At 55.6% G+C, this 23,313-nt stretch carries 20 protein-coding genes; all 20 read right to left on the reverse strand.

Features of this window, described 5'->3' with window-relative positions:
• Nucleotides 1-2: 2 nt before the first annotated feature.
• The 20 genes from lpxD to ACSC94_RS04470 all read right to left on the reverse strand — a co-directional run bounded on the left by lpxD (nt 3) and on the right by ACSC94_RS04470 (nt 23,300).
• On the reverse strand, nt 3-1,019 hold the full coding sequence (lpxD, locus tag ACSC94_RS04375) for a UDP-3-O-(3-hydroxymyristoyl)glucosamine N-acyltransferase (RefSeq protein WP_435641836.1): 1,017 nt from the start codon (nt 1,017-1,019) through the stop codon (nt 3-5).
• 6 nt (nt 1,020-1,025) lie between these two features.
• The gene (locus tag ACSC94_RS04380; protein WP_435641837.1) at nt 1,026-1,688 is read right to left on the reverse strand and encodes an OmpH family outer membrane protein; all 663 of its coding nucleotides are present in this window, start codon (nt 1,686-1,688) and stop codon (nt 1,026-1,028) included.
• Between the two features lie 27 nt (nt 1,689-1,715).
• A complete protein-coding gene (gene bamA / locus ACSC94_RS04385) occupies nt 1,716-4,031 on the reverse strand; it encodes an outer membrane protein assembly factor BamA (RefSeq protein ID WP_435641838.1) in 2,316 nt (771 codons plus the stop codon).
• A gap of 29 nt (nt 4,032-4,060) precedes the next feature.
• On the reverse strand, nt 4,061-5,452 hold the full coding sequence (gene rseP, locus ACSC94_RS04390) for an RIP metalloprotease RseP (RefSeq protein WP_435641839.1): 1,392 nt from the start codon (nt 5,450-5,452) through the stop codon (nt 4,061-4,063).
• Nucleotides 5,453-5,476: 24 nt separating this feature from the next.
• Nucleotides 5,477-6,649, reverse strand: a complete 1,173-nt coding sequence (gene dxr, locus ACSC94_RS04395) for a 1-deoxy-D-xylulose-5-phosphate reductoisomerase (protein WP_435641840.1) — start codon at nt 6,647-6,649, stop codon at nt 5,477-5,479.
• Nucleotides 6,646-7,338 carry a phosphatidate cytidylyltransferase gene (locus ACSC94_RS04400; protein WP_435641841.1) on the reverse strand — a complete coding sequence of 231 codons (693 nt, stop codon included), beginning with the start codon at nt 7,336-7,338 and terminating at the stop codon, nt 6,646-6,648. Before ACSC94_RS04400 ends, dxr begins: the two co-directional genes overlap by 4 nt.
• A gap of 147 nt (nt 7,339-7,485) precedes the next feature.
• Nucleotides 7,486-8,205, reverse strand: a complete 720-nt coding sequence (locus ACSC94_RS04405; RefSeq protein WP_435641842.1) for an isoprenyl transferase — start codon at nt 8,203-8,205, stop codon at nt 7,486-7,488.
• Nucleotides 8,206-8,224: 19 nt separating this feature from the next.
• Complete coding sequence (gene frr / locus ACSC94_RS04410) at nt 8,225-8,773, reverse strand: ribosome recycling factor (protein WP_435641843.1); 549 nt, start codon at nt 8,771-8,773, stop codon at nt 8,225-8,227.
• A 21-nt stretch (nt 8,774-8,794) separates the two neighbouring features.
• Nucleotides 8,795-9,550, reverse strand: coding sequence for a UMP kinase (pyrH, locus tag ACSC94_RS04415; RefSeq protein WP_435641844.1), 756 nt, complete (start codon nt 9,548-9,550; stop codon nt 8,795-8,797).
• A 295-nt stretch (nt 9,551-9,845) separates the two neighbouring features.
• The gene (gene tsf, locus ACSC94_RS04420; protein ID WP_435641845.1) at nt 9,846-10,769 is read right to left on the reverse strand and encodes a translation elongation factor Ts; all 924 of its coding nucleotides are present in this window, start codon (nt 10,767-10,769) and stop codon (nt 9,846-9,848) included.
• 83 nt (nt 10,770-10,852) lie between these two features.
• A complete protein-coding gene (rpsB, locus tag ACSC94_RS04425; RefSeq protein ID WP_435641846.1) occupies nt 10,853-11,638 on the reverse strand; it encodes a 30S ribosomal protein S2 in 786 nt (261 codons plus the stop codon).
• A 262-nt stretch (nt 11,639-11,900) separates the two neighbouring features.
• A complete protein-coding gene (ung, locus tag ACSC94_RS04430) occupies nt 11,901-12,578 on the reverse strand; it encodes a uracil-DNA glycosylase (protein ID WP_435642149.1) in 678 nt (225 codons plus the stop codon).
• Between the two features lie 103 nt (nt 12,579-12,681).
• Nucleotides 12,682-16,131 carry a DNA polymerase III subunit alpha gene (gene dnaE, locus ACSC94_RS04435; RefSeq protein WP_435641847.1) on the reverse strand — a complete coding sequence of 1,150 codons (3,450 nt, stop codon included), beginning with the start codon at nt 16,129-16,131 and terminating at the stop codon, nt 12,682-12,684.
• 69 nt (nt 16,132-16,200) lie between these two features.
• A complete protein-coding gene (locus tag ACSC94_RS04440) occupies nt 16,201-16,881 on the reverse strand; it encodes an ABC transporter ATP-binding protein (RefSeq protein ID WP_435641848.1) in 681 nt (226 codons plus the stop codon).
• Nucleotides 16,874-18,115 (reverse strand): lipoprotein-releasing ABC transporter permease subunit, encoded by a 1,242-nt coding sequence (locus ACSC94_RS04445; RefSeq protein WP_435641849.1) that lies wholly within the window; start codon nt 18,113-18,115, stop codon nt 16,874-16,876. Before ACSC94_RS04445 ends, ACSC94_RS04440 begins: the two co-directional genes overlap by 8 nt.
• A 27-nt stretch (nt 18,116-18,142) precedes the next feature.
• Nucleotides 18,143-18,745: a hypothetical protein gene (locus ACSC94_RS04450; protein WP_435641850.1), complete on the reverse strand. Its 603-nt coding sequence runs from the start codon at nt 18,743-18,745 to the stop codon at nt 18,143-18,145.
• A 65-nt stretch (nt 18,746-18,810) separates the two neighbouring features.
• Complete coding sequence (proS, locus tag ACSC94_RS04455; RefSeq protein ID WP_435641851.1) at nt 18,811-20,298, reverse strand: proline--tRNA ligase; 1,488 nt, start codon at nt 20,296-20,298, stop codon at nt 18,811-18,813.
• Between the two features lie 57 nt (nt 20,299-20,355).
• A complete protein-coding gene (locus tag ACSC94_RS04460) occupies nt 20,356-21,279 on the reverse strand; it encodes a hypothetical protein (protein ID WP_435641852.1) in 924 nt (307 codons plus the stop codon).
• Between the two features lie 15 nt (nt 21,280-21,294).
• The gene (locus ACSC94_RS04465) at nt 21,295-21,546 is read right to left on the reverse strand and encodes a DUF1467 family protein (RefSeq protein WP_435641853.1); all 252 of its coding nucleotides are present in this window, start codon (nt 21,544-21,546) and stop codon (nt 21,295-21,297) included.
• A gap of 44 nt (nt 21,547-21,590) precedes the next feature.
• Nucleotides 21,591-23,300 carry a ribonuclease J gene (locus tag ACSC94_RS04470; RefSeq protein WP_435641854.1) on the reverse strand — a complete coding sequence of 570 codons (1,710 nt, stop codon included), beginning with the start codon at nt 23,298-23,300 and terminating at the stop codon, nt 21,591-21,593.
• Nucleotides 23,301-23,313: the final 13 nt, after the last annotated feature.

Here is a 23,313-nt window from a genome sequence, read left to right on the forward strand (position 1 = left end):
TCTTATTTCTGTTTTTTGATCAGGCGATTCAATAGGGCAATTTGACGCATATGTTGCTTGATTGGCAAGGCCGGAGAGCCCATTTGTTCCTCACCCGCCGGAACATCCCGCATCAGTCCCGATTGCGCCGCAATACGCGCGCCACGGCCAATGCGCAAATGCCCGGCCACGCCGACCTGCCCGGCCAGAACGACATAATCTTCCAACACGGTGGACCCGGACACACCGACCTGGGACACGATGACGCACCCACGGCCAATTTTTACGTTATGTCCAATTTGAACAAGATTGTCGATCCACGTGCCCGCGCCAATCACCGTATCCGGCCCCGCCCCGCGGTCGATACAGGTATTCGCCCCGATTTCGACGCGATCCTCGATCACGACGCGGCCCAATTGCGGCACCTTCACATGGCCCGCCGGGTCAATGGCAAACCCGAACCCGTCTTGTCCAATCCGCACACCGGGGTACAAACGCACGGCATTCCCCAGCACACAATGCGTAATCGCGGCCCCGGCGCCAATGCGGCATTTCTGGCCCATCGTAACGTTGCGGCCAATCACGGCGTTGGATTCGATCCACGTGCCATCGCCAATTTTTGCGCCGGCCTGCACCACCGCCCCAGCATCAATAACGCACCCAGCCCCAATCGTGGCGGATGGATCGACGTGGGCATTGGGTGCAATATGCGCGTCTGGATACGCTTCCGGATAAAATTTCTGCGCGCACAGGGCATAGGCTTTGTAAGGGTTTTTGCTGACCAGCAGGGCCATGCCCGCCGGTGCAAATTCCACCATTTGCGGGGCGACGAAACACGCCGCGGCCTTGCTGGCCCGGAACGCATCACGATATTTGATGTTATCGAGGAAGCTGATCTGATCCGCACCCGCCTGATCCAACGCACCCACATCATGGATTATCTGTGCGGAATCGCCCCTTTGCAATTCCGCCCCACAAGATGCGGCGATGTCGGCAAGACTGAATGGCCCCAGCCGGGTGAAGAACGATTGATCAGCCATAGAATATTACTCAGCCGCTGGAGCGTTTGATTTTTCGGCACCTTCCAAAGCGGTATCAACGGCTTTTTCCGCTGCGCTGATATCCAGCTTCACGTCCGGGAAATCTTTGTTCAGCTTGTCCATCACCGGGCCGGTAATGTCCATTTCCTTTTCGGCCAGAACGACGTTCTGACGGGTCAGGACAATGTCATAGCCGTTGGCTTGCGCCTGTTCGGCCACAATTTCGGTCATGCGGGCGCGCAGTTTGTTATAGGCATCGGCCGATGCCTTCTCCAGCGATACGCGGCGGCGTTGCGCCAGACGACGGGCATCCAGCAATTTTTCTTCAAACGCACGGCGTTTTTCGGCAAACTTTTCCGGGGTCAGCTTGTCACGCTCAGCCACCAGCTTCTTCTCTTCATCCCCCAGATCGCGTTCCATCTTGGAAAATTCCTTCTGGAAAGCATCGCGCTGAGTCGCCAGTTGATCCTGAATCGATTTTCCGGCTTTGGAACTGTTCAAAACGGCTTGTGCATCAATCACGGCAATGACGTGGCCAAACCCAGCGATAGCTTCCGCCGAATTTTTGCTCGCATGGCTCAGCAACGACGGCCCAACAATCAGGGCCAACCCGGCCAAAACAACAACACCGGCACCAGCCAGAACAGCCATTTTACTTACTTGCATCATCAAACCCTTTTTCTTGTCAGGTGTATGTTAGAACCGCGTGCCAAAGCTGAAGCGGAAGTTTTCTTCTTTGTCGAAATCTTCCTTCATGAACGGAGCGGCAAAATCAACCCGAACCGGGCCGATTGGTGAACGCCATGAAACGCCCACACCGGCACCGCCACGCAGGGAGTCGAGATCTTCGACATCGGCACCGACGTCGTCAATGTCCCACAACGAGCCAAAGTCGGTAAAGGCGTGACCCTTAATCCCCATTTCATCAGGCAGACCAATCGGGAACGACAATTCCGCCGACGCCCGATAGAACATGTTACCACCCAGCGAGTCATCCGTAGAAACATCGCGCGGACCAACACCGGCCGGTTCGAAACCGCGCAATGTTGCACCACCCAGGAAGAAGCGTTCGTTAATGGCAACGCTTTCATCGCCATAACCCTGAATCACCCCAACCTCACCCAATACGTTCAGGACAACACGGTCCGTATCGAACACAGGATAAAAGTGGGACGCGCCCAGTTTACCGGAAATATATTGCGAATCTCCACCCAAACCGGACATTTCAGCATCAAACCAGCCATAGGTGCCCTCGGACGGGAACAGGGTGCTGTTCCGTGAGTCATAGGTCAGCATCTGGCCAATGGCAGAGGTCGAACGTTCGCCCGCCTGCTCTTGAATGTAGCGAGATGCGTCACTCTGCACGTCGGTAATCTCGTTCTGCTCAACGCGATAACGCAGGGACTGACGCCATTTTTCAGACAACGGGTAGCCAAATTCAAAACCACCACCGGTCCGCTTCTGGTCATAGGAGCTTTCGTCCTGCAAGTCGCGGGTCATGTGGAAGGCGTTGACGCCAGCCGAGAAATCGCGATCAAGGAAATACGGTTCGGTAAAGGCGAAATCAAATTCCGTCCGTTCACCCGCAATCGTGGCGCCGAGCAGCATATCCTGCCCCTTACCCAGGAAGTTGCGTTCGCGAATCCGGAAGTCAGCCAACGGACCATCAGCGGTCGAGAAACCGGCACCGATGGAGAGTTCGCCCGTGGATTTTTCAGCCACTTCGATATCAACCACGGACTTGTCCGGTGCGGTGCCCGGCTGCGGCGTGACGATTACGTTTTCGAAATAACCAAGGTCGCGAATTTTCTGTTCCGACTTGGCCACTTTTTCACGGTTGAACGCGTCGCCTTCGACCAGATCCATTTCGCGACGGATCACCTTGTCCAGCGTGCGGACGTTGCCGCGAATATCAATACGCTCAACAAACACTTTCGGCGTTTCGCGGATATTGAAGGTCAGATCAACAGTGCGTTTCTCACGGTTGCGTTCAACACTCGGTTTCACATCAACGAAGGCAAATTGACGGTTGCCCAGTTCGCGCGTGAATTGATCCACCGTGCGTTCAACTTCGTCCGCATTATACCAGTCACCCGGCTTGAACGTCAGGAACGGAATCAGTTCCGCTTCGTTGAAGTCGCGCAGATTGGCGTCAATCGTCACATTGCCAACGCGATAACGCGGGCCTTCTTCAACGGTGAAGGTCAGATAGAAAGCATCCTTGTCCTTGGACAATTCGGCGTTAGAGGCCAGAATGCGGAAATCAGCGTAGCCTTGCGACAGATAGAACCGGCGCAGCAATTCCTGGTCATAGGACAGACGGTCCGGATCATAGCGGTCATCGGCCCCGAGGAAGCGATACCAGCGATCTTCCTTCGTGCTGATCTCGGTGCGCAGCGTGTCATCGTCATACACTTCGTTACCAACGAAACGAATGCCTTTCACTTTCGTGACCGGACCTTCGTCAATTTCAAAAACCAGATTGACGCGGTTTTGATCCAGCTCGATCACTTTCGGATCGATCTGGGCCGAGAAACGGCCAGAGCGCGTGTACACTTGATACAGGCGGTTCAGGTCGGATTGCACCTTCGTCCGTGTAAACACCTGACGCGGGCGCAGGCTGATTTCAGCCAGCAGATCTTCGTCTTTCAGCTTGTCATTGCCTTCGAACGCAATCTCGCTGATGACCGGGTTTTCAACGACGGTCACTTCCAGCGTGCTGCCCTTCTGGCGCAGGGTCACGTCGGCGAACAGACCCGTGCCAAACAAGCTTTTCAACGCGCCATCCAACAAGTCCTGCGTCATCGCGTCGCCAACCTTGGCGTCCAGATACGTCAGAACAGTCACAGGTTCGATACGCTGTGTGCCGAGCACTTCGATGTCTTTGATTTTCGTGCCCGTTGCCTGTTCAGCCCCATACCCTTGTGCGGATACGGCTGTAGGCACGGCCAGAATGGAGAAAGCGCAAAGCCCCGCTATGGCCAGAAGGCCAAGCCCTGTAACACGGATCATGTTCATTTACGTCCTGTAGGAATCGCCGATCAGAGGACCAGCTGTACGATATCGTTCAGGTTAGCAAATAGCATGATTCCGACAAGTATGGCTAGCCCGAATCGGAAGGCATATTCCTGAAATTGTTCAGAAATCGGGCCCCCTTTAACCGCTTCAACGGCATAGAAAGCCAAGTGGCCACCATCCAGCATCGGGATTGGGAACAGGTTGATCAATCCAAGGTTTATGGAAAGCAGGGCCGTGAAGCTGATCAGCGCCAAAATCCCCACCTGCGCCATGTCACCAGCCAGCGCCCCGATGCGGATAATCCCGCCCAGTTCCGTCGCGCTGCGCGTTCCGGTGAACATCTGGCCAATAGCTTCCAGCGTACTGGTGGTCACGGACCATGTTTCGGCCACAGCCGCCCCAACGGCCCCAACCGGATTATGACGAATGGTTTTCTGCGGCGCACCCTGCGCCACGACCAAAACGTTATACCCTTCGGATTCCGGGATTTTCAGGTCCTGGTTCTGTTCCAGCAAGGGCTGGACGATCATGTCCTCTTCCTTTGCGCCACGATCCAGCGTAATCGGGAAGGTCTTGCCCATATTGGCCAGCAGAGCCGCACGGATCGCGTCCGGCGTTTCGGTGCGCTGGCCGTTTACGGCCACGATATTGTCAATCGCCAGACCATCGCCCGGGCTGATCACGCCCAGCATGCCGCGGGTGCTTTTGAACCCGTGGCGGTCTTCGGTTTCCATCCGTTCCGGCGTTGCGGTCAGACTGACCACCTCACCACCGCGGTCGATGGTGAACTCCATCGGCGTATCCAGCTTCACCATGACGGAACGGCGCAATTCATCGAAACGATCAATCGACTGCCCATCAATGGTCAAAATCACGTCATGCGGCTTGAACCCGGCCTTGTCCGCGGCGGAACCAGCAATCACAGCGGAGGATTCCGCCGGGGTGACATCCTGACCATGGAACATGAACAAGCCCGCCAGCAAAACAACGGCGAACAGGTAGTTAATCGCCGGGCCAGCAAAGACGATGGCCGCACGCTTGCCGACGGATTTGGCGAAGAAAGCCTCTTTCCGTTCGGCTTCGGTCATGGCGCGCGGTGCTTCACCACCCTCGCCTTTGACCTTATCCGTATGGCCTGCACTGGCCGGGTCGGAATCGCCAAACATTTTGACGTAGCCGCCCAACGGGATCAGCGAGAATTTCCAGCGTGTGCCGTGTTTGTCGTTAAAGCCCCAGATTTCGCGGCCAAAACCGATGGAGAACACTTCCACCCGCACACCGCACAGGCGCGCGACGTAGTAGTGGCCAAATTCATGGATGAACACCAGAATGCTCAAGACCAGCAGGAACGACCCGCCATAAAGCCAGACATTACCGGCAACAAGCTGAAACATTTCGGCCATGGACGTGGTCATTGCAACTCCGTAGGATCTTGGTCGTTAAGCGCTTTTCAGCGCGTGATGAGAATTCATATAGGCGGTTGTATCGTCGCGCACAGCGCCGTCAAAGTCCAGCACATCAGAAAGATTGGACATATCCACCTTTTCGACGCGTTCGACCGCATATCTCACTGCGTCCATAATACCATAAAACCCGATCCGCCCGTCCAGAAATGCCGCAACGGCCACTTCGTTCGCCGCGTTGAACGCTATGCAATGGGCTGGGCCAGCGCGCAAACAATCATACGCCATTGGGATAGAGGGGAAGCGCACCGGGTCGATCTGTTCAAAATCCAGCCGGGTCAGTGTTTTTAAATCCAGACGCTGGCCGCTGGTGCGAATCCGGTCGGGCCAGCCCAAAGTATAGGCAATCGGCGTGCGCATATCCGGCGCGCCCAATTGGGCAAGAACCGATCCATCGGCATATTCGACCATGGAGTGAATGACCGATTGCGGGTGGACCAGCACGTCAATCTGTTCCGGCGGCATGGCGAACAGATAATGCGCCTCGATCACCTCCAGCGCCTTGTTCATCATGCTGGCGCTGTCGACGGAAATTTTGGCGCCCATGGTCCAGTTCGGGTGAGCCACGGCCTGCGCCGGGGTGGCGGCGCGCATTTGATCCATCGTCCACGTGCGGAACGGACCGCCCGATGCGGTCAGGATAATGCGGTCAATGCCGGCGCGGTTTTCATTTTCAAAAACCTGAAACACGGCGTTGTGTTCGCTGTCCACGGGCAACAGGATCGCGCCGCTTGCACGCGCCGCCGCCATCACCAACGGCCCGGCGGCCACCAACGGTTCTTTGTTTGCAATCGCCACGCACTGCCCTTGGGCAATCGCGGCCAGAATGGGTTCCAGCCCTGCCATGCCGACAATCGCCGCCATGGTCCAATCGCTCGGCATGCTGGCCGCTTCGATCACGGCAGAACGCCCGGCGGCACATTCAATGCCCGTTCCGGCCAGACGGCTTTTCAATGCGGCATAGTGGGATTCATCGCCAATGACGGCGCGTTTGGCTTTCAACTGAATCGCTTGATCGGCCAGACGGTCCACATTCGTCTGTGCCGTCAGGGCCTGCACGTCATAGGCTTGTGGATTGTTCAGGATCAGATCAACCGTCGATGTGCCCACCGATCCGGTCGATCCCAGAATTGTGACGCGTTTACTCATCGCAACCACATCATGTAAGCCAGCAGGAACATGGGTGCTGCCAGCAGCAGTGAATCAATCCGGTCCAGCAAACCACCATGACCGGGGATCAAATTCCCCGTATCTTTTACACCGACGCGGCGTTTGAATGCGGAGATCAACAAATCACCCGCCTGCCCCACGGCCCCGAACCAGCACCCGGTCAAAAACACGACGAATGAATGAACGGGAATCAAACCACCACTGACCACAGGTGTCCATTGCATCAGACTGGGGCGCGCGGCAAACAACGCGGTTAAAACGATGCCGCTGCACACCATCGCGCCGATAAACCCGGCCCATGTTTTATTCGGGCTGACCCGCGGGGCCAGTTTCGGCCCGCCAATCGCGCGGCCCGCAAAATACGCGCCAATATCGCTGGCCCAGACACAGAGCAACAACGTCGCGACCAGAAACAACCCTTCCAGAAATTGCGTCCGCAGCCAGATAAACGATGTATAGGCCACAACCATATACAACGCGCCAACCAACACATCGCGCATCGGATGTTCACCCGCATCCGACATGCGCCACCATTCCCAAACGGAAATCATCGCCGCAACCAGCATGAAGATGAAGAAAGGCATATGCCCCAGATAAATCAGGAACAGGGTCAACGGCCCCAAAATCACGCCCGATAAAATGCGGGATTGCAGAGATGTCAGTTTCATATCCGGTTCAACCTGATCTGCGCCAATATAAATGCGCGGTGCCCTGTTTTATTCACCCCACATTCGTCATACCGGCGAAGGCCGGTATCCATGGGATGGATCGTATGGATACCGGCCTTCGCCGGTATGACGGCTTCTTTATTTCTTTTACTTTGCCTCAGACTTCACGCCACCAAAACGGCGGTCGCGCGCTTTGAAATCCGCAATGGCGGCTTCCAAATCGGCTTTCGAAAAATCGGGCCACAATGTGTCACAGTAAAACAATTCAGAATACGCACACTGCCACAGCAAGAAATTGCTGATCCGGCGTTCGCCGCTGGTGCGGATCAAAATATCCGGGTCCGGCGCGCCTGCGGTGGACAGGAATTGCGGCAAATATTCCTCCGCCGCTTCATATGTCGGCTCAACACCCTGTTCGGCCAGGGCGCGCGCCATTTTCGTGGCCGCACACAAAATATCCTGCCGCCCACCATAGTTCAGGGCGATCATCACGGTGATGGCTGTATTATTGGCGGTCAGGTTTTCGGCTTGCTCGATCATCTTGACGATATCGGGATCTAATTCTTCTCTGCGTCCAATAACTCTCAAGCGGATATTATTCCGGTGCAATTCCGCCGTCTCCGCGCGCAGATACATGCGCAGAAGGCGCATCAATTCGCGCACTTCATCAACCGGGCGGCTCCAGTTCTCCGTCGAAAACCCGAACAGAGTCAGATATTCAACACCCAACTCAACCGCCGATTCCACAACGCGCTTGACCGATTCAACGCCGCGCTGGTGCCCCGCCGTACGCGGAAGCCCCCGCTGCGTCGCCCAACGGCCATTGCCGTCCATAATAATCGCGATGTGACGCGGTGCCTGACTCATGGTGCGGATACTCAGGGCCTCAAACGGTCATAATGTCTTTTTCTTTATCAACCAGCATCTTGTCGATCTGGGTGATAAAACCGTCCGTCAGCTTTTGCACTTCATCGGACAGGCGTTTTTGATCGTCTTCGGACACTTCGCCCTTCATCGCCTTGATATCATCCATGCCATCGCGGCGGATGTTGCGCACGGCGACGCGGGCGCCTTCGGCGTATTTACCGGCCACTTTGGTCAGTTCTTTGCGGCGTTCTTCGTTCAATTGCGGAACCGGCACGCGGATCACGTTGCCTTCGGCTTGCGGGTTCAGACCCAGACCGGATTCACGAATGGCTTTTTCAACGTTCTTGGCAATGGTGGCATCCCATACGGTGACCGTCAGCATGCGGGGTTCCGGTACACTGACCGAACCACACTGGCTGATCGGCATGTGCGAGCCATAGGCTTCAACCGAAACGGTTTCCAGCATGCTGCTGGACGCACGCCCGGTGCGCAGGCCCGTAAATTCGGTTTTCAACTGTTCCATCGCGCCATCCATGCGGCGTTTCAGATCATTTTTATCGTAAGCCATTGTATGTTCTCCTTCGTATTCTTAGTCGGTAACGATCGTAAACTTGCCTTCGCCGCGAACGACTTTGGCGAAATTGCCCGCTTCGCGGACAGAGAAAACCACGATCGGAATATGGTTTTCACGGGCCAGCGAAATCGCCGTCGCATCCATGACCTTCAGATCCTTGGTCAGCACGTCCATGTACGACAAGGTATCGTAATGGGTCGCGGACGGGTCCTTGTGCGGGTCGGCGGAATAAACGCCATCAACCTTGGTGCCCTTAAACAGCGCATCGCAGCCCATTTCCGTGGCGCGCAGCGCAGCCGGCGTGTCGGTGGTGAAGAACGGGTTGCCCGAGCCGGCGGCGAAAATCACCACGCGGCCCTTTTCCATGTGGCGCAGGGCACGGCGGCGGATAAACGGCTCGCACACGGCTTGCATCGGGATGGCGGATTGCACGCGGGTCGGAACCCCGGCCTTTTCAAACGCGGATTGCAGGGCCAGCGCGTTCATCACGGTGCCCAGCATGCCGATATAATCGCCCGTCACACGCTCCAGCCCGTTGGCCGCACCGGATACGCCGCGGAAAATGTTCCCGGCCCCGACAACGACGCAAACCTGAACACCCAGATCGACGGCCTGTTTCACGTCCTGCGCGATCCGGTCGATGGTGGCCGGGTCGATGCCGTATTCACGGTCGCCCATCAACACCTCTCCCGACATTTTCAGCAACACGCGTTTGAAGCGAACAGACGGGTCAACAGTCGGGGCGGAGGAATCACAGGCTTGTGCAGACATGGGGACGGCCTTCATCTTTGATCTCTTTGTTTCTTCGGGGCTTTTCGGCGCTTTCAAATCGGGCTTACTCTAATCAGCCTCTGGGGCGGAAACAAGGCAATTTTCCGAGGATTTGGGGGTTTTACAGGCCCTATACGCCTTCCACAGCCAACCTCCTTCACCCCGGCGAAAGCCGGGGTCTTCCTCCGATAATGGCAAAAGATCCCGGCTTTCGCCGGGATGACGGACGTAAACAGGCAACCAATAAAAAACCCCGCCAGATGGCGGGGTTTTTGTAATTCTTTGAAGAAACGGATTAACCGTTTACCACTTTCGCCACTTCCGCAGCGAAGTCGGTTTCTTCTTTCTCAATGCCTTCGCCCAGTTGGAAGCGTGCGAAACCAACCAGTTTCACCGGTGCGCCAACATCCTTGGATGCATTTTCGATAACTTTTGAGATTTTGGTTTCGCCGTCCATGATAAAGATCTGCTCAATCAAGCAAACTTCTTCATAGTACTTGCGAACGCGGCCTTCCAACATTTTTTCGATAATATCGGCGGCTTTGCCTTGTTCTTTGGCGGTTTCGCGGATCACGTTCTTTTCGCGCTCCAGAACTTCCGGATCAACGGACGAGCTGTCCAGATAAGCCGGGTTGGCCGCAGCAACATGCATCGCAACCTGTTTGCCCAGAGCTTCCAGCTTGGCTTTATCGCCCGTGGATTCCAGCGCAACCAGAACGCCGATTTTACCCAGGCCATCACCAACAGCGTTGTGGACATAAGATGCCACAACACCATCGTTTACAGCCAGTTTCGTCGTACGACGCAGGCTCATGTTCTCACCGATCGTCGCGATCAGGGAGGTCAGCGTGTCCTTCACGGATTTGCCGCCTTCGATCACTGTTTCAGCCACTTCTTCAACCTTGCCAGCGCCTTTCAGGGCAGCTTTGGCAACATTGCGAACCAGCGTCTGGAACTGATCGTTACGGGCAACGAAGTCGGTTTCAGCGTTCACTTCAACGATCGCCGCGCTGGTGCCATCGGCAACAACAGCAACCAGACCTTCAGCCGCGGTACGGCCAGATTTCTTAGCGGCCTTGGACAGACCTTTCGTGCGCAGCCAATCCATAGCCGCTTCCAGATCGCCATTGTTTTCGACCAGAGCTTGCTTGGCATCCATCATGCCAGCGCCGGATTTTTCGCGCAGTTCTTTCACCATAGAGGCGGTAATATCAGCCATTTTTCAGTCCCTTATACGTGAATCTTCAGATTGAACTTAAAGAACAATCGGGGCATGACGCCCCGATTGTCTGATCGGTTGAATTAGGCAGTTGCCTGTTTCTTTTCAGCAACCGGAGCCGCTGGCAGCGTTTCCGTGATATCCGCACGGGCGCCAATGTCAGCACCGGAGGATTTCAGCTCAGCCTGCAGACCATCCAGAACCGAAGCTGCAACCAGGTCGCAGTACAGTTCAATGGCGCGCAGCGCATCGTCGTTACCCGGGATCGGGAAATCAACGCCAGCCGGATCGCTGTTGGAGTCCAGAATTGCGAATACCGGAATACCCAGCATGTTCGCTTCTTTAATCGCGATATCTTCTGCGTTGGTGTCGATCACGAACAAAGCGTCCGGAACACCGCCCATTTCTTTGATCCCGCCGATGGATTTTTCGAGCTTTTCACGCTCGCGTGCCATCATCAGCAGTTCTTTTTTCGTGTATTTGCTGGCCAGTTCGCCAGTCATCACGTTGTCCAGCTCGCGCAGACGGTTGATGGAACCGGAAACCGTTTTCCAGTTGGTCATCATGCCGCCCAACCAGCGGTGGTTTACGTAGTACTGACCGCATTTTTTAGCCGCTTCAGCAACTTTGTCCTGCGCCTGACGCTTCGTTCCAACGAACAGAACGCGCCCACCTTTGGACACGATATCGCGGATGCCTTTCAGGCCAGCGTCCAGCATCGGAACCGTTTGTTGCAGGTCCATAATGTGGATGCCGTTGCGCACACCGAAGATATACGGGCGCATTTTCGGGTTCCAGCGACGGGTGTGGTGACCAAAGTGAACGCCAGCTTCGAGCAATTGGCGCATAGTGAAAGACGGCATAGCCATTGTATTTACTTCCTTTTTTCCGGTTGAACCTCTGCGGAGCGTGATTTTTGAACCATTCAAAAACACCGGAGGGAACCGCCAAAATGACGAATCCCAATCCCCGCATGTGGATTTAATTGCGTGTGATATACCCGTATCAGCCGCAGTTTTCAAGCAGTTTCGCCGGAAAAGAAGGCACCAGAGTACGCAGTCGCAGACCTATTTTATCGCAGGTGCAGCATGAAATGGGAGAAAAACGGCTAATGCGTTGATTTTATTGAAATTAAATCCACTGCACGACAGCCCGCCCCTGCTCCACCAAATAATCATTGGCCGCGCGGAAATGGCCGCAGCCGATGAAGCCGCGATGGGCGGAGAGTGGTGAGGGGTGTGGGGCGGTCAGGACCAGGTGGCGGGTGCGGTCGATGAAGGCGCCCTTTTTCTGGGCATACGATCCCCACAGCATAAAGGCCACATGATCACGCCCGTCATTGACGGCACGGATCACGGCATCCGTGAAATCTTCCCAACCCTTGTTCTGGTGCGACCCGGCTTTGTCCGCCTGAACGGTCAGGGTGGCGTTGAGCAGCAAGACACCCTGCTCCGCCCAGCGGGTCAGATTGCCGTGGCTGGGCGGTGTAACGCCAAAATCACGTTCCAGTTCTTTGTACATATTGCGCAGGCTGGGTGGAATTTTGACGCCATCGGGGACAGAAAAGGACAGGCCATGCGCCTGCCCCGCACCGTGATACGGGTCTTGGCCCAAAATCACCACGCGCACATCATCAAATTTCGTGTGATTCAGCGCGTTGAACACATGATCTTCACGCGGGTAAACCGCATGGCCATTGGCGCGTTCGGAGTCCAGAAAGGCCTGCAAATTCTCCATATACGGGCGATCGAATTCGGTGCCGATACGGGAGAGCCAGCTTTGTTCAATGTGGGTTTTGTTCAATTTCATTCCAGTTCCCCAACCGTCACCCCGGCGCAGGCCGGGGTCTTCGTCCATTATGGCTGGAAGATCCCGACCTGCGCCGGGATGACGATATGTTACAAAATTTTGATTACAGTTCCTGAACCTCACCCACGCCGTGGGTTTTCAGCAAGGCGTTGCGCGCTTGGGCTGAGAACGACCATGAGCCGGGCAAAGTAATTTCGGCATATTCGGCCCCGTCCAACGGCACATGCACATAAACACGCGCCGGGCCACGGCCCTCAACATCCAGAAGATCTTTCAATTTTTGCACTGGGGCGGCGTCATTCAACGTAATGCGCACCTCGCGTATTTTGCCGGCCAGCGCGTCATCCAGCGGGCGCAGATCGTGAACGGTCAGGCGAACCTGATCGTCCTGCATTTCCGCGGCGGCCTTTAACAGCAGGGCCTCGCCCGGCTCCAGAAAATCTTTCGACCGCGCCAGCGTTTCGGAGAAGATCACAACCTCGTACACACCGGAGGAGTCGGAGAGTTGCAGGAACGCGAATTTGTTGCCTGATTTCTGCGACACCTTGATCTGTTTTTTCAACAGCACCCCGGCCATATCAACGGACACCGCATGGCGCGTCGCCAATTGTTCTTCCACATTGGCCATGGTGACGATTTTCATGCGTTCCAGTTGCGCCGCTTTGGTATCCAGCGGGTGCGCAGACAGGTAAAAACCAACCGCATCAAATTCATGTTTCAGCTTTTCCAGCGGATCCCACGGATCAACCTTTGGAAAGTCGGGCAAGCCCAGACCCGCTCCACCGCCCGCCGGACCACCGCCAAACAGGCTGGCCTGTCCCGCGGCTTTTTCCTGCGCCAGTGATTGGGCGTAGCGCATAATAATTTCAGCCCCGCCATAAACGCTGGCGCGGTCTGGGTGCAATAGATCAAATGCACCTGCGCTGGCCATTTGTTCGATCTGGCGCTTGTTCATGCCGCCCGAATCCATGCGCGTTGCGAAATCGGCCAGCGTTTTATATTTTCCGTTGCTGTCGCGTTCGACGACAATACGCTCCATCGCCTGCGCGCCCACGCCCTTCAGCGCGGCCAGCGCGTAGCGTACGGAATCGCCCTCGACCGAGAACATGGTTTTGGATTCATTCACATCCGGCGGCAGGAGCGACAGGCCCATCTTGTCGATTTCCTGTTTAAAAACCGCCAGTTTGTCGGTGTTTCCGGCGTCCAGCGTCATCGACGCGGCCATAAATTCGGTCGGGTAATTCGCCTTCAGCCACCCGGTCCAATACGCAATCAGCGCATAGGCCGCCGCGTGGGATTTGTTGAAACCGTATCCGGCGAATTTGTCGATCTGGTCGAAAATATACCCGGCTTGTTCGGGATCAACGTTGTTATGTTCCTTGGCCCCATCGACAAATTTCTGCCGTTGCGCGTCCATTTCCGCCTTGATCTTTTTACCCATGGCGCGGCGGAGCAAGTCAGCGGCACCGAGTGAGTAGCCGGACAACGCCTGCGCCGCCTGCATCACCTGTTCCTGATAGATCATGATGCCGTATGTTTCTTCCAGATACGGCTTCAGCAACGGGTGCATGTAGTCGGGATCTTCCTTGCCTTCCTTAATGGAAATATAGCGCGGAATGTTATCCATCGGGCCGGGACGATACAGCGACACGAGGGCGATAATATCTTCCAACCGGTTCGGCTTCATCCCCGTCAGGGTGGAGCGCATACCGGAACTTTCAAGCTGGAACACACCAACCGTCTTGCCCTCGGCCAGCATTTTGTATGTCTTTTGATCATCCAACGGCACTTGCAGGATATTGATATCCTCGCCCTTGGATTCCTTGATCAACTCCACCGCTTTCTGAATAACCGTCATGGTTTTCAGGCCGAGGAAGTCGAATTTCACCAGACCCGCCTGTTCAACATATTTCATGTTGAATTGCGTCACCGGCATGTCTGTACCCGGTTCGCGGTAGAGCGGCACCAATTCATGCAACGGCCGATCACCAATCACCACACCGGCGGCGTGGGTGGAGGCGTGGCGGTATAACCCCTCCAACTGCAAGGCGATATCGACCAGTTTCGAGGTCGTTTCGTCCTTGTACAATTCATTCTTCAGGTCCGGGTCTTGCTCCAGCGCCTCTTCCAGCGTGATCGGGTTGGCCGGGTTGTTCGGGATCATTTTCGCGATCCGGTCCACTTGGCCATACGACATCTGCAGAACGCGGCCCACGTCACGCACCACGGCGCGGGCCTTTAACTGACCGAACGTAATGATCTGGGCCACGTGGTCGTAGCCGTAACGGTTTTGCACATACCGGATCACTTCATCCCGGCGATCCTGGCAAAAATCCACGTCGAAGTCCGGCATGGATACACGTTCGGGGTTCAAAAACCGTTCGAACAGCAACCCGAAATGCAGCGGATCAAGGTCGGTAATTTTCAGCGACCATGCGACAACGGAACCCGCACCCGATCCCCGTCCCGGTCCCACCGGAATGTTATTATCCTTCGCCCATTTGATAAAATCGGAAACGATCAGAAAGTAACCGGGGAACCCCATCTGCACGATCACGTTTAATTCAAACGCCAATCGGTCGTGATAGGGTTTGGCGACTTCGGCGCGGGTCGCTTCATCCATCGTTTCGGTGAAGACGAAATTCTGCAAACGCCAGTTCAGACCCTCTTCCGCCTGCACCTTCAATTCATCCACTTCCGTGCGTCCGCCTTCGGTCGCAAAGGGCGGCAGGATGGGATTGATAGGCTTCAGCAGGAAGGAACAGCGTTGCGCAATACGCACCGTGTTTTCAATCGCTTCGGGCAGGTCGGAGAACAAAGCCTGCATTTCTGCCGCGCTTTTGAAATAATGCTCGCGCGTTTCGCGGCGGCGGTCAGCCTCGGTAATATAACGCCCACCCGCAATACACAGCAACGCGTCATGCGCCTCGTACATATCTTCGGTCGCGAAATAACAATCGTTTGTGGCCACCAGCGGGATATTGTGTTTATAGGCCAGATCGATCAACGCTTCTTCAATCTGGTCTTCTTCGCGCAGATCATGGCGTTGCAGTTCGATATAAAACCGCCCGTCAAAAAGCTTGGCCAGACGTTTCAAGGATTCTTCCGCAGGTTTCGCCTGATTGTGCAGAAGATATTGCCCAATCGGCCCCTTGACCCCGCCGCTCAGGCAAATCAAACCTTCGGAATGACCGTCCAGATTGTCCCAAGTCAGGTGCGGATCATCGGTGGCGCTTTCAGCGGCCATGAAGGATTGGCTGACCAGCCAGCTTATATTCTTGTACCCCTCCATATTCTGCACCAGCAGAACCAGATGATGCCCCTCAACGCCCAGACGCATCTGGCACCCGATGATGGGTTGCACGCCGCCCTTCGCCGCCTCCAGCGCGAATTCCATCGCACCGAACAGGTTGCCTGTATCGGTAATGGCCACCGCCGGCATGGATTTTTTCTGGCAGAGTTTGACGAGGTCCTTAACCTTGATCGCCCCTTCCGCCAGTGAATAGGCGGAATGGGTGTGCAAATGGACAAAATTTGCGTGTGGTTTGGACATGGGCGCCATTAAACCGAATTTATGGCGGATTTCCAAGGGTGAAAGCGACGGAATACACGGGTTTTGGCCTTAACGGACCGTAATCTTCCCGTCTCTCAACTCCAACACCCGGTCCATGCGTTTGGCCAGTTCCATGTTGTGCGTGGCAATCAACGCGCCAATCCCCGCCGAACGGGTCAATTGGATCAGCATTTCAAACACATGGTCCGCCGTGTGCGGGTCGAGGTTCCCCGTCGGCTCATCGGCCAGCAGGATACGCGGCTTATTCGCAATCGCACGGGCAATGGCCACACGTTGCTGTTCCCCGCCGGACAGGCGCGCCGGACGGTGATCCAAGCGATGGCCCAACCCGAGCGCACCCAGCAATTTATCCGCCCGCACCATGGCATCCGCACGCGATTTCCCGGCAATCATTTGCGGGATCATCACGTTTTCCTGCGCGCTGAATTCCGGTTGCAGATTGTGAAACTGATACACGAACCCGATTGAATCGCGGCGCAATGATGTACGCGCGGAATCGTTCAGGTTGCTGGCATCTTTATCACCCACCATGATCGTGCCGCCCGTCGGTTTATCCAACAGGCCGATCATTTGCAGCAAGGTCGATTTCCCCGCCCCCGACGGCCCCACCAGCGCGGCAATTTCGCCAGAGCGCAGTTGCAGGTCGAGATCCTTCAGGATCGTCAGGCTTTGGTCCGCCTGATGAAATGTTTTTTCGAGGCCTTTGACGTCCAGCAAAATGTTACTCATAACGCAGAGCCTCCACCGGATCGAGGCGCGCGGCGCGCCATGCCGGATACAATGTCGCCAGAATGGACAGGGTAAAGGCCATGGCAATCACGGCAATCACTTCGTTCCAATCAATCACGGCGGGCAATTTCGACAGGAAATAGATTTCTTCGCTGAACAATTCCGTTCCGGTCAGCCCCTGCAGGAATTGGCGAATGGATTCGATGTTCAGGGCAAAGGCAATGCCCAAGGCCGTGCCAACGAACGTGCCCACCACACCAATGCTGGCCCCGGTCAGGATGAAAATTTTCATCATACTGCGGCGCGTGGCCCCCATGGTGCGCATGATGGCAATATCGCGCCCCTTGTCCTTGACCAGCATGATCATGGATGAAATCACGTTAAACGCCGCGACCAGAATGATCATGGTCAGGATCAGGAACATGACGTTGCGTTCCACTTGCAGCGCGTTCAGGAACGAACTGTTATTATCGCGCCAATCATAAACCCCGGCGACACCATCGGTGATCAGGGAAATATCTTGCTTGACCGTATTCAAATGCTGCGGGTTTTTGGTGACGATTTCCAGTGAGGATACGGCCTTGCCCATCTGGTAAAAGGCCTGTGCGGCATCCAGCGGTACGAAAATGAAATTCGAGTCATATTCATACATGCCGACATCGAAGATCATCGCAACGGTAAAGGTTCGGCTGCTGGGTATTCCACCAAACGGCGTAACTTTGGCCTTTGGCGAAACCAGCGTAAACGTACTGCCGATTTTCAAATTCAGTTTTTCGGACATCAGGCGGCCAATGGCGGCGCTGTATCCTGTGAAGTCCGCCGGTTCCCCTTCGATGAAATGGTCGGACAAAACCGGCTTTTTCATCAGATCGTCACGGGTCATGCCACGGACCATCACGCCGGTGGAATAACCGTTAATGGTCATCAACGCCTGGCTTTCGATGATGCCGGATACCGACGTCACGCCCGGCACGTCCCCGATCTGCAGCTTCATAATGCTGTAATCATCCAGCGGCGCGCTGAGGGAATAGACGTTGATATGACCGTTCAGCCCCAGAATGCGCGTCACCAGTTCCTGTCGGAAACCGTTCATCACCGACATCACGATGATCAGCGTCGCCACGCCCAGCATGATACCGGCAAACGAAAACCCGGCGATAACGGATACGAATCCTTCGGCCTTGCGCGCGCGCAAATATCGTCCGGCCACCATGCGTTCAAAGGGAGAGAACATCGACTTCTTTACAACACCCGTACAAGGTTAAAAATCATTACGGGGCATATGCGCCCGCCAGTCCAGATCCGTCACGATATTCGTATGACGGTTTTGCATCAACGTCACACGGCCAATATGCCCCTGATCCAGACGGGGATGATTGGTATCACCCCAGAACGTGGACCAGGCCTTGGCCTGTTCAATCTTCTTCGGCAACATGCGATGCCCCATCAACGGGTCATGGCGCGCGCCCTTCAGCGCATCATCCATGGCCATAATGTTGAACAGCTTCGCCAGTTGCCGCGGCTCGGCCTCGGCATGCGACCGTACGCCTTCACGCGGCACGATACCATGCGGGGTCATCTCAACCTGCAATGCGTGCCATTCGCTGAGGAACGCCTGCATATACGGACTGAAATCCGCCTTCACCGTTTCGGGCACGCCACCCATATACAGCCAAGCCATGCCGGCCTTAATTTCGGCGTACCCGTCACCACCATCGAAAAATTCGGCCAATGCGTTCATCACATCGTCCAAACGATCCAACGGCTGGGGATTGGTATAAATATGCTGCTCAACAATTTTTGCAAATGCGGCAGCATCCTGGTTCCAATCCATGTCCAGAAGCCATTTTTTATTCTGTCCCATTCCCGTTCCCTGTTTTTTATTTTTTTAAGCCAGGGCGCTTTGAGTTTTTAGAGATCAAAGCATCCCTAGTAGGATTTGCCGATCAGGACGGTTTTCCCTTCATCAGCAAATGGCAGGCATCGCGTGGTCAGCGACAAATCTTTTTTCAGTTCGGCCAGACCGGCATCTTCGATAATCGATGACGGCGCACGCACGAAGCCAAGCCCGCCCCCTTCGTAGAAGGAGCGGATATCACCCAATGTTTTCACATCGGTAATGTTTTCGTTGGTGAATTTACGGGCGCGGGCCAGCATATCGGCCTGCATCGCATCCAGAACGGATTGCAGCGTGCCGAAGAATTCTTCGACCTTGACCGTTTTCTTGGAATCCTTGCCCAAATCACGGCGAATGAAGGTCAATGTGCCCTCCTCCGCTTCACGCTGGCCAATTTCAACGCGCACCGGAACGCCGCGTTTAATGCTGCCCCACATTTTGTCGGGGGTGCGGGCATCGGAATTGTCGAAATGAACGCGGAAACCGGCACGGCGCAGACCGTCGGAAATTTCCTTGCAACGCTCGATCACAACAGCGGCCCCGGCATCGTCACGCACGATCGGGATAATGGTGACTTGGTGCGGGGCGATTTTCGGCGGCATGATCATGCCGTCATCATCGCCATGCGTCATGATCAACCCACCGATGGAACGCGTGGAAAGCCCCCACGACGTGGTGTAGGCGTGGTGTTGTTGACCGTCACGGCCTTGGAATTGAATATTGCATGACTTGGCAAAATTCTGGCCCAGATCGTGGGACGTACAGGCCTGCAACGCTTTACCATCCTGCATCATCGCTTCGATGGTGAAGGTGCGCACGGCACCGGGGAATCGTTCATCGGCGGTTTTTTCGCCCATGATGCCCGGCATCGCCAACACGTTTTCATACAATTCGTTATAAACGCGCAGCATTTTCATTGCATCTTCGTGCGCGTCTTCTGCGGTTTCAAAGGCGTTGTGCCCTTCCTGCCACAAAAATTCGGACGTGCGCAGGAACAAGCGCGTGCGCATTTCCCACCGCATGACGTTGCACCATTGGTTCAACAGCAACGGCAAATCACGATACGACTGCACCCAACGCGACATCGCATCACCGATAATGGTTTCCGATGTCGGACGGATAACGAACGGTTCTTCCAGTTCCGCGGACGGGGCCGGAATCAATTTTCCATCCGGGCCCTGCTCCAGACGGTGGTGTGTCACAACGGCGCATTCTTTGGCGAAGCCTTCGACGTGTTCGGCTTCACGGCTGATAAAGCTTAAAGGGATCAACAACGGGAAGTACGCGTTCTGCACGCCCTCGGCCTTGATCATGTCATCCAGCGCGCGCTGGATATTTTCCCACAGCGCAAAGCCATAGGGTTTAATGATCATCGAGCCACGCACAGGCGAATTTTCCGCCATATCGGCGGCCTTGATGATCGCCTGATACCACTGCGGGAAATCTTCGCCCCGCGTGGGCGTAATGGCAGTTTTAACCTTCTGGCCCGAAGCAGATTGCTTCGCCTGAGCACCGGACATGGGCGTCCTTCCTTCTACTATCAAATGTCAATTGTTCGCCCGAGACGGGCGGGTTGATTACAACCCGCCATCGCCCGGACCACGCGGCGCCGGGGCCAGAATGGTCACACCACCCGGAGTCGCCAACGGTGCATCCGGTGCCGGTATGCTTTCGGGCGAAACAGGCATGCTGCCCTCTGGCAGGATCGACGCCGGAGCGGTCGCTGCACCCGGTGCAGGTGCCGGTGCAGGCATCGGCGCAGGGGCCGGAGACGGAACAGGCAGCCCTTCAGGTGTCGTAACCTCAGGCTCCGCTACAGGCGCGGTTTCCGGCGCGAGAATCATTTCTGTCGGCGCGGCAGGTTCCGTGCCAGCAGGTGTCATTTCACCGCTGATCTCGCCACTCGGTGCGGCATCAGGCACCACAGCAGGCGTTTCCATCATGGCCGGAGCCTCTGTCGGCTCGGCGGCAACAGGGGCGCTTTCCTGCATAATCGGTTGCGGTTCTACAGCCGGTTCTGCAACAGCGTCAGCCGCAACAGGCTCCGCTTCAACAATCGGGGCTTCAACTTTTTTCACTTTTTTCTTCGGCGGCGCTTTTTCAACGACCGGCTTTTCACGGCACAGCGTGTTGGTCTGGGTCGTGATATCGACACCGTTATACAGGACGCGGCCATCGCGATAAATTTCAACCAATCCGGCATCGGCCTTCAACTCGGTCCCGGCGGGCAGCATTTTCGACAAACGCTGTTCCAGATTCACGGTCATCGGAACGCGGATCACTTCGCCCATGCCCGGCATTTGCGGGGACAGATCAGCAGGCGCAACAGACTTGCCGTGTGCATCAACGCCCGGCTTGTAATTTGCGGAACCATCGCCAACGAAACCGGCGCGCGTGCCGCAGACAATGTTGTCATACGCGTTTGCGTTTGTTGCAAAAAATCCGATTGAACCCGCAACGATTGCGGCGGAAATCATCAATTTGAAAGTTACTGTTTTCATGGTGCCGGGCTCCCCTTACTGCATCTGGCTGGCGATATATCGATAATCTATTATCCCACTGTCAATCAACACATAAACGCAAACCCAGAGGAACGCGGCTATGACCGTTGTGACAACGAATTTAATTCCCATATTGGCCGCAACCGGGGCACTGGATGCCATACCCGGCTCCGGTCGGCGCGGTGGCTGGACCTTCCATGGTAAAACCACGAACAAAGTCAGCCACCAAATCAGAAGATACACAACGATTCCGGTAAACCAGGTCATTGCAACCTCAATTCCATAATTTTGAAATGTTTGATCCGGATGGATCAGACACGAACAACATGCACGGACGTTTTAGGCTTTAACCCTAGAATATCGCTGATAAAACGGCGTGCAACGACCCGAACTTCTTCGGCGATGCTATCATCCGTCCTTTTTGCATCAATGTCCAGATCGACGAACAAATCCTCAATCTCATCAACCAGATCATGCTCCAGCTTCTTTTCCTCCGGGCTGTCATGGTCGATCAGTCCCATGGTGGAAATCCGCGGATCGGAAATCAGGTCACCCCGGTCGTCCACAACCAAGGTCACATGGACCGTGCCGGTAAATTGAAGCTTGCGGCGCGTGGCAATCGCCTGGTGATCCGCCGGGATCAGGCGGGACGGTTCAACCGCCAGCGTGCCCGTGCGGACATGGTCGACCACTTCGGCCCCCTTCGGGTCCAGACGAATGACCGAACCGTTATTGGGCACGATGGAACTGAACACCTGCGCACCCAGAGCCAGCCGCGACTGCGCCGCCAATTGTACGCGTTCGCCATGAACCGGAATAACGATCTTCGGGCGCACCCAACTGAACATCTCCAGAATATCATCGCGGTACGGGTGACCGGATACGTGGATCAGGTGGTTCGTATCCAACGGTGTCACGATATGCACACCCGTCGCACTCAAATTGTTTTTAACGACGTTGATTTCTTCTTCGTTCCCCGGTATCGGACGCGCGGAGAAAATCACCGTGTCGCCGCGATTGAAACGGATAAACGGGTGTTCGGCTCGTGCGATACGCGCCAGCATCGCGCGGGCTTCGCCCTGCGATCCCGTCACGATCATCACCAGATTCTCGTCCGGGACGGAATCAATCTCGTCCTCTTCCAAGAACGGGCGCACATCGTTCAGATAACCGCATTCACGCGCCGCACCAGTCATGCGGTGCAAGGACCGCCCCAGCAACGCAACGGACCGACCCGTGGCCTCCGCCGCCTTGCAGATGGAATGCACACGGCCAATATTGGATGCGAAAATCGTAATGGCAATGCGCCCCTGTACTTCGCCAAACAAGGCGGTCAGGCCACGCTGTACTTCCATTTCCGACAATGTGTTGCCCGGAACTTCGGCGTTCGTGGAATCACCGATATAGGCCAGAACCCCTTCATCACCCAGACGTTTGAACGCCGCGGCATCGGTGTTGTCACCAATGACGGGTTCAGGATCGAGGTTCCAATCACCGCTGTGCACGATATGGCCATGCGGCGATTTAATTGCAACGGCGACCGCCTGCGGGATCGAGTGCGCAACATGGATAAATTCCATTTCAAACGGCGCAAGGTTTAACATCTGCCCCGGCGACACCACATGAATTTTCGCATTGCTGCTGCCCGGCAGGTCATTGAATTTTTGGCGCAGGACGCTGGCGGTAAACGCCGTGCAATAAATCGGGCACCGCAAACGCGACCACAAATGCGCAACGGCGCCAATATGATCTTCGTGCGCGTGCGTCACGATCAAGCCAACCAGATCATCGGCACGGTCCGCGATAAATTCCGGGTCGGGCAACAACAGGTCAATGCCCGGGAAACGGTGCCCGGCGAAACCGAGGCCACAATCAATGGCCAGCCATTTGCCCTGATACCCATAGACGTTCAGGTTCACGCCGAATTGCTCACTCCCCCCCAGCGGGATGAAGTGGACGAAATCAGGATCGATGGAAAAATCTGCGACGCTGCGCGTCTTTTTATTGCTCTTTTTTGTCATGGGGCGATTGTGC

Origin of the sequence: Micavibrio aeruginosavorus (assembly GCF_051245535.1) — a bacterium.
Classification (GTDB): Bacteria; Pseudomonadota; Alphaproteobacteria; order Micavibrionales; family Micavibrionaceae; genus Micavibrio; species Micavibrio aeruginosavorus_D.

Coding starts and splice junctions, on each gene's coding strand:
- lpxD (WP_435641836.1), bottom strand. CDS start 1,019: ATGGCTGATCAATCGTTCTTCACCCGGCTGGGGCCATTCAGTCTTGCC.
- ACSC94_RS04380 (WP_435641837.1), bottom strand. CDS start 1,688: ATGATGCAAGTAAGTAAAATGGCTGTTCTGGCTGGTGCCGGTGTTGTT.
- bamA (WP_435641838.1), bottom strand. CDS start 4,031: ATGATCCGTGTTACAGGGCTTGGCCTTCTGGCCATAGCGGGGCTTTGC.
- rseP (WP_435641839.1), bottom strand. CDS start 5,452: ATGACCACGTCCATGGCCGAAATGTTTCAGCTTGTTGCCGGTAATGTC.
- dxr (WP_435641840.1), bottom strand. CDS start 6,649: ATGAGTAAACGCGTCACAATTCTGGGATCGACCGGATCGGTGGGCACA.
- ACSC94_RS04400 (WP_435641841.1), bottom strand. CDS start 7,338: ATGAAACTGACATCTCTGCAATCCCGCATTTTATCGGGCGTGATTTTG.
- ACSC94_RS04405 (WP_435641842.1), bottom strand. CDS start 8,205: ATGAGTCAGGCACCGCGTCACATCGCGATTATTATGGACGGCAATGGC.
- frr (WP_435641843.1), bottom strand. CDS start 8,773: ATGGCTTACGATAAAAATGATCTGAAACGCCGCATGGATGGCGCGATG.
- pyrH (WP_435641844.1), bottom strand. CDS start 9,550: ATGTCTGCACAAGCCTGTGATTCCTCCGCCCCGACTGTTGACCCGTCT.
- tsf (WP_435641845.1), bottom strand. CDS start 10,769: ATGGCTGATATTACCGCCTCTATGGTGAAAGAACTGCGCGAAAAATCC.
- rpsB (WP_435641846.1), bottom strand. CDS start 11,638: ATGGCTATGCCGTCTTTCACTATGCGCCAATTGCTCGAAGCTGGCGTT.
- ung (WP_435642149.1), bottom strand. CDS start 12,578: ATGAAATTGAACAAAACCCACATTGAACAAAGCTGGCTCTCCCGTATC.
- dnaE (WP_435641847.1), bottom strand. CDS start 16,131: ATGTCCAAACCACACGCAAATTTTGTCCATTTGCACACCCATTCCGCC.
- ACSC94_RS04440 (WP_435641848.1), bottom strand. CDS start 16,881: ATGAGTAACATTTTGCTGGACGTCAAAGGCCTCGAAAAAACATTTCAT.
- ACSC94_RS04445 (WP_435641849.1), bottom strand. CDS start 18,115: ATGTTCTCTCCCTTTGAACGCATGGTGGCCGGACGATATTTGCGCGCG.
- ACSC94_RS04450 (WP_435641850.1), bottom strand. CDS start 18,745: ATGGGACAGAATAAAAAATGGCTTCTGGACATGGATTGGAACCAGGAT.
- proS (WP_435641851.1), bottom strand. CDS start 20,298: ATGTCCGGTGCTCAGGCGAAGCAATCTGCTTCGGGCCAGAAGGTTAAA.
- ACSC94_RS04460 (WP_435641852.1), bottom strand. CDS start 21,279: ATGAAAACAGTAACTTTCAAATTGATGATTTCCGCCGCAATCGTTGCG.
- ACSC94_RS04465 (WP_435641853.1), bottom strand. CDS start 21,546: ATGACCTGGTTTACCGGAATCGTTGTGTATCTTCTGATTTGGTGGCTG.
- ACSC94_RS04470 (WP_435641854.1), bottom strand. CDS start 23,300: ATGACAAAAAAGAGCAATAAAAAGACGCGCAGCGTCGCAGATTTTTCC.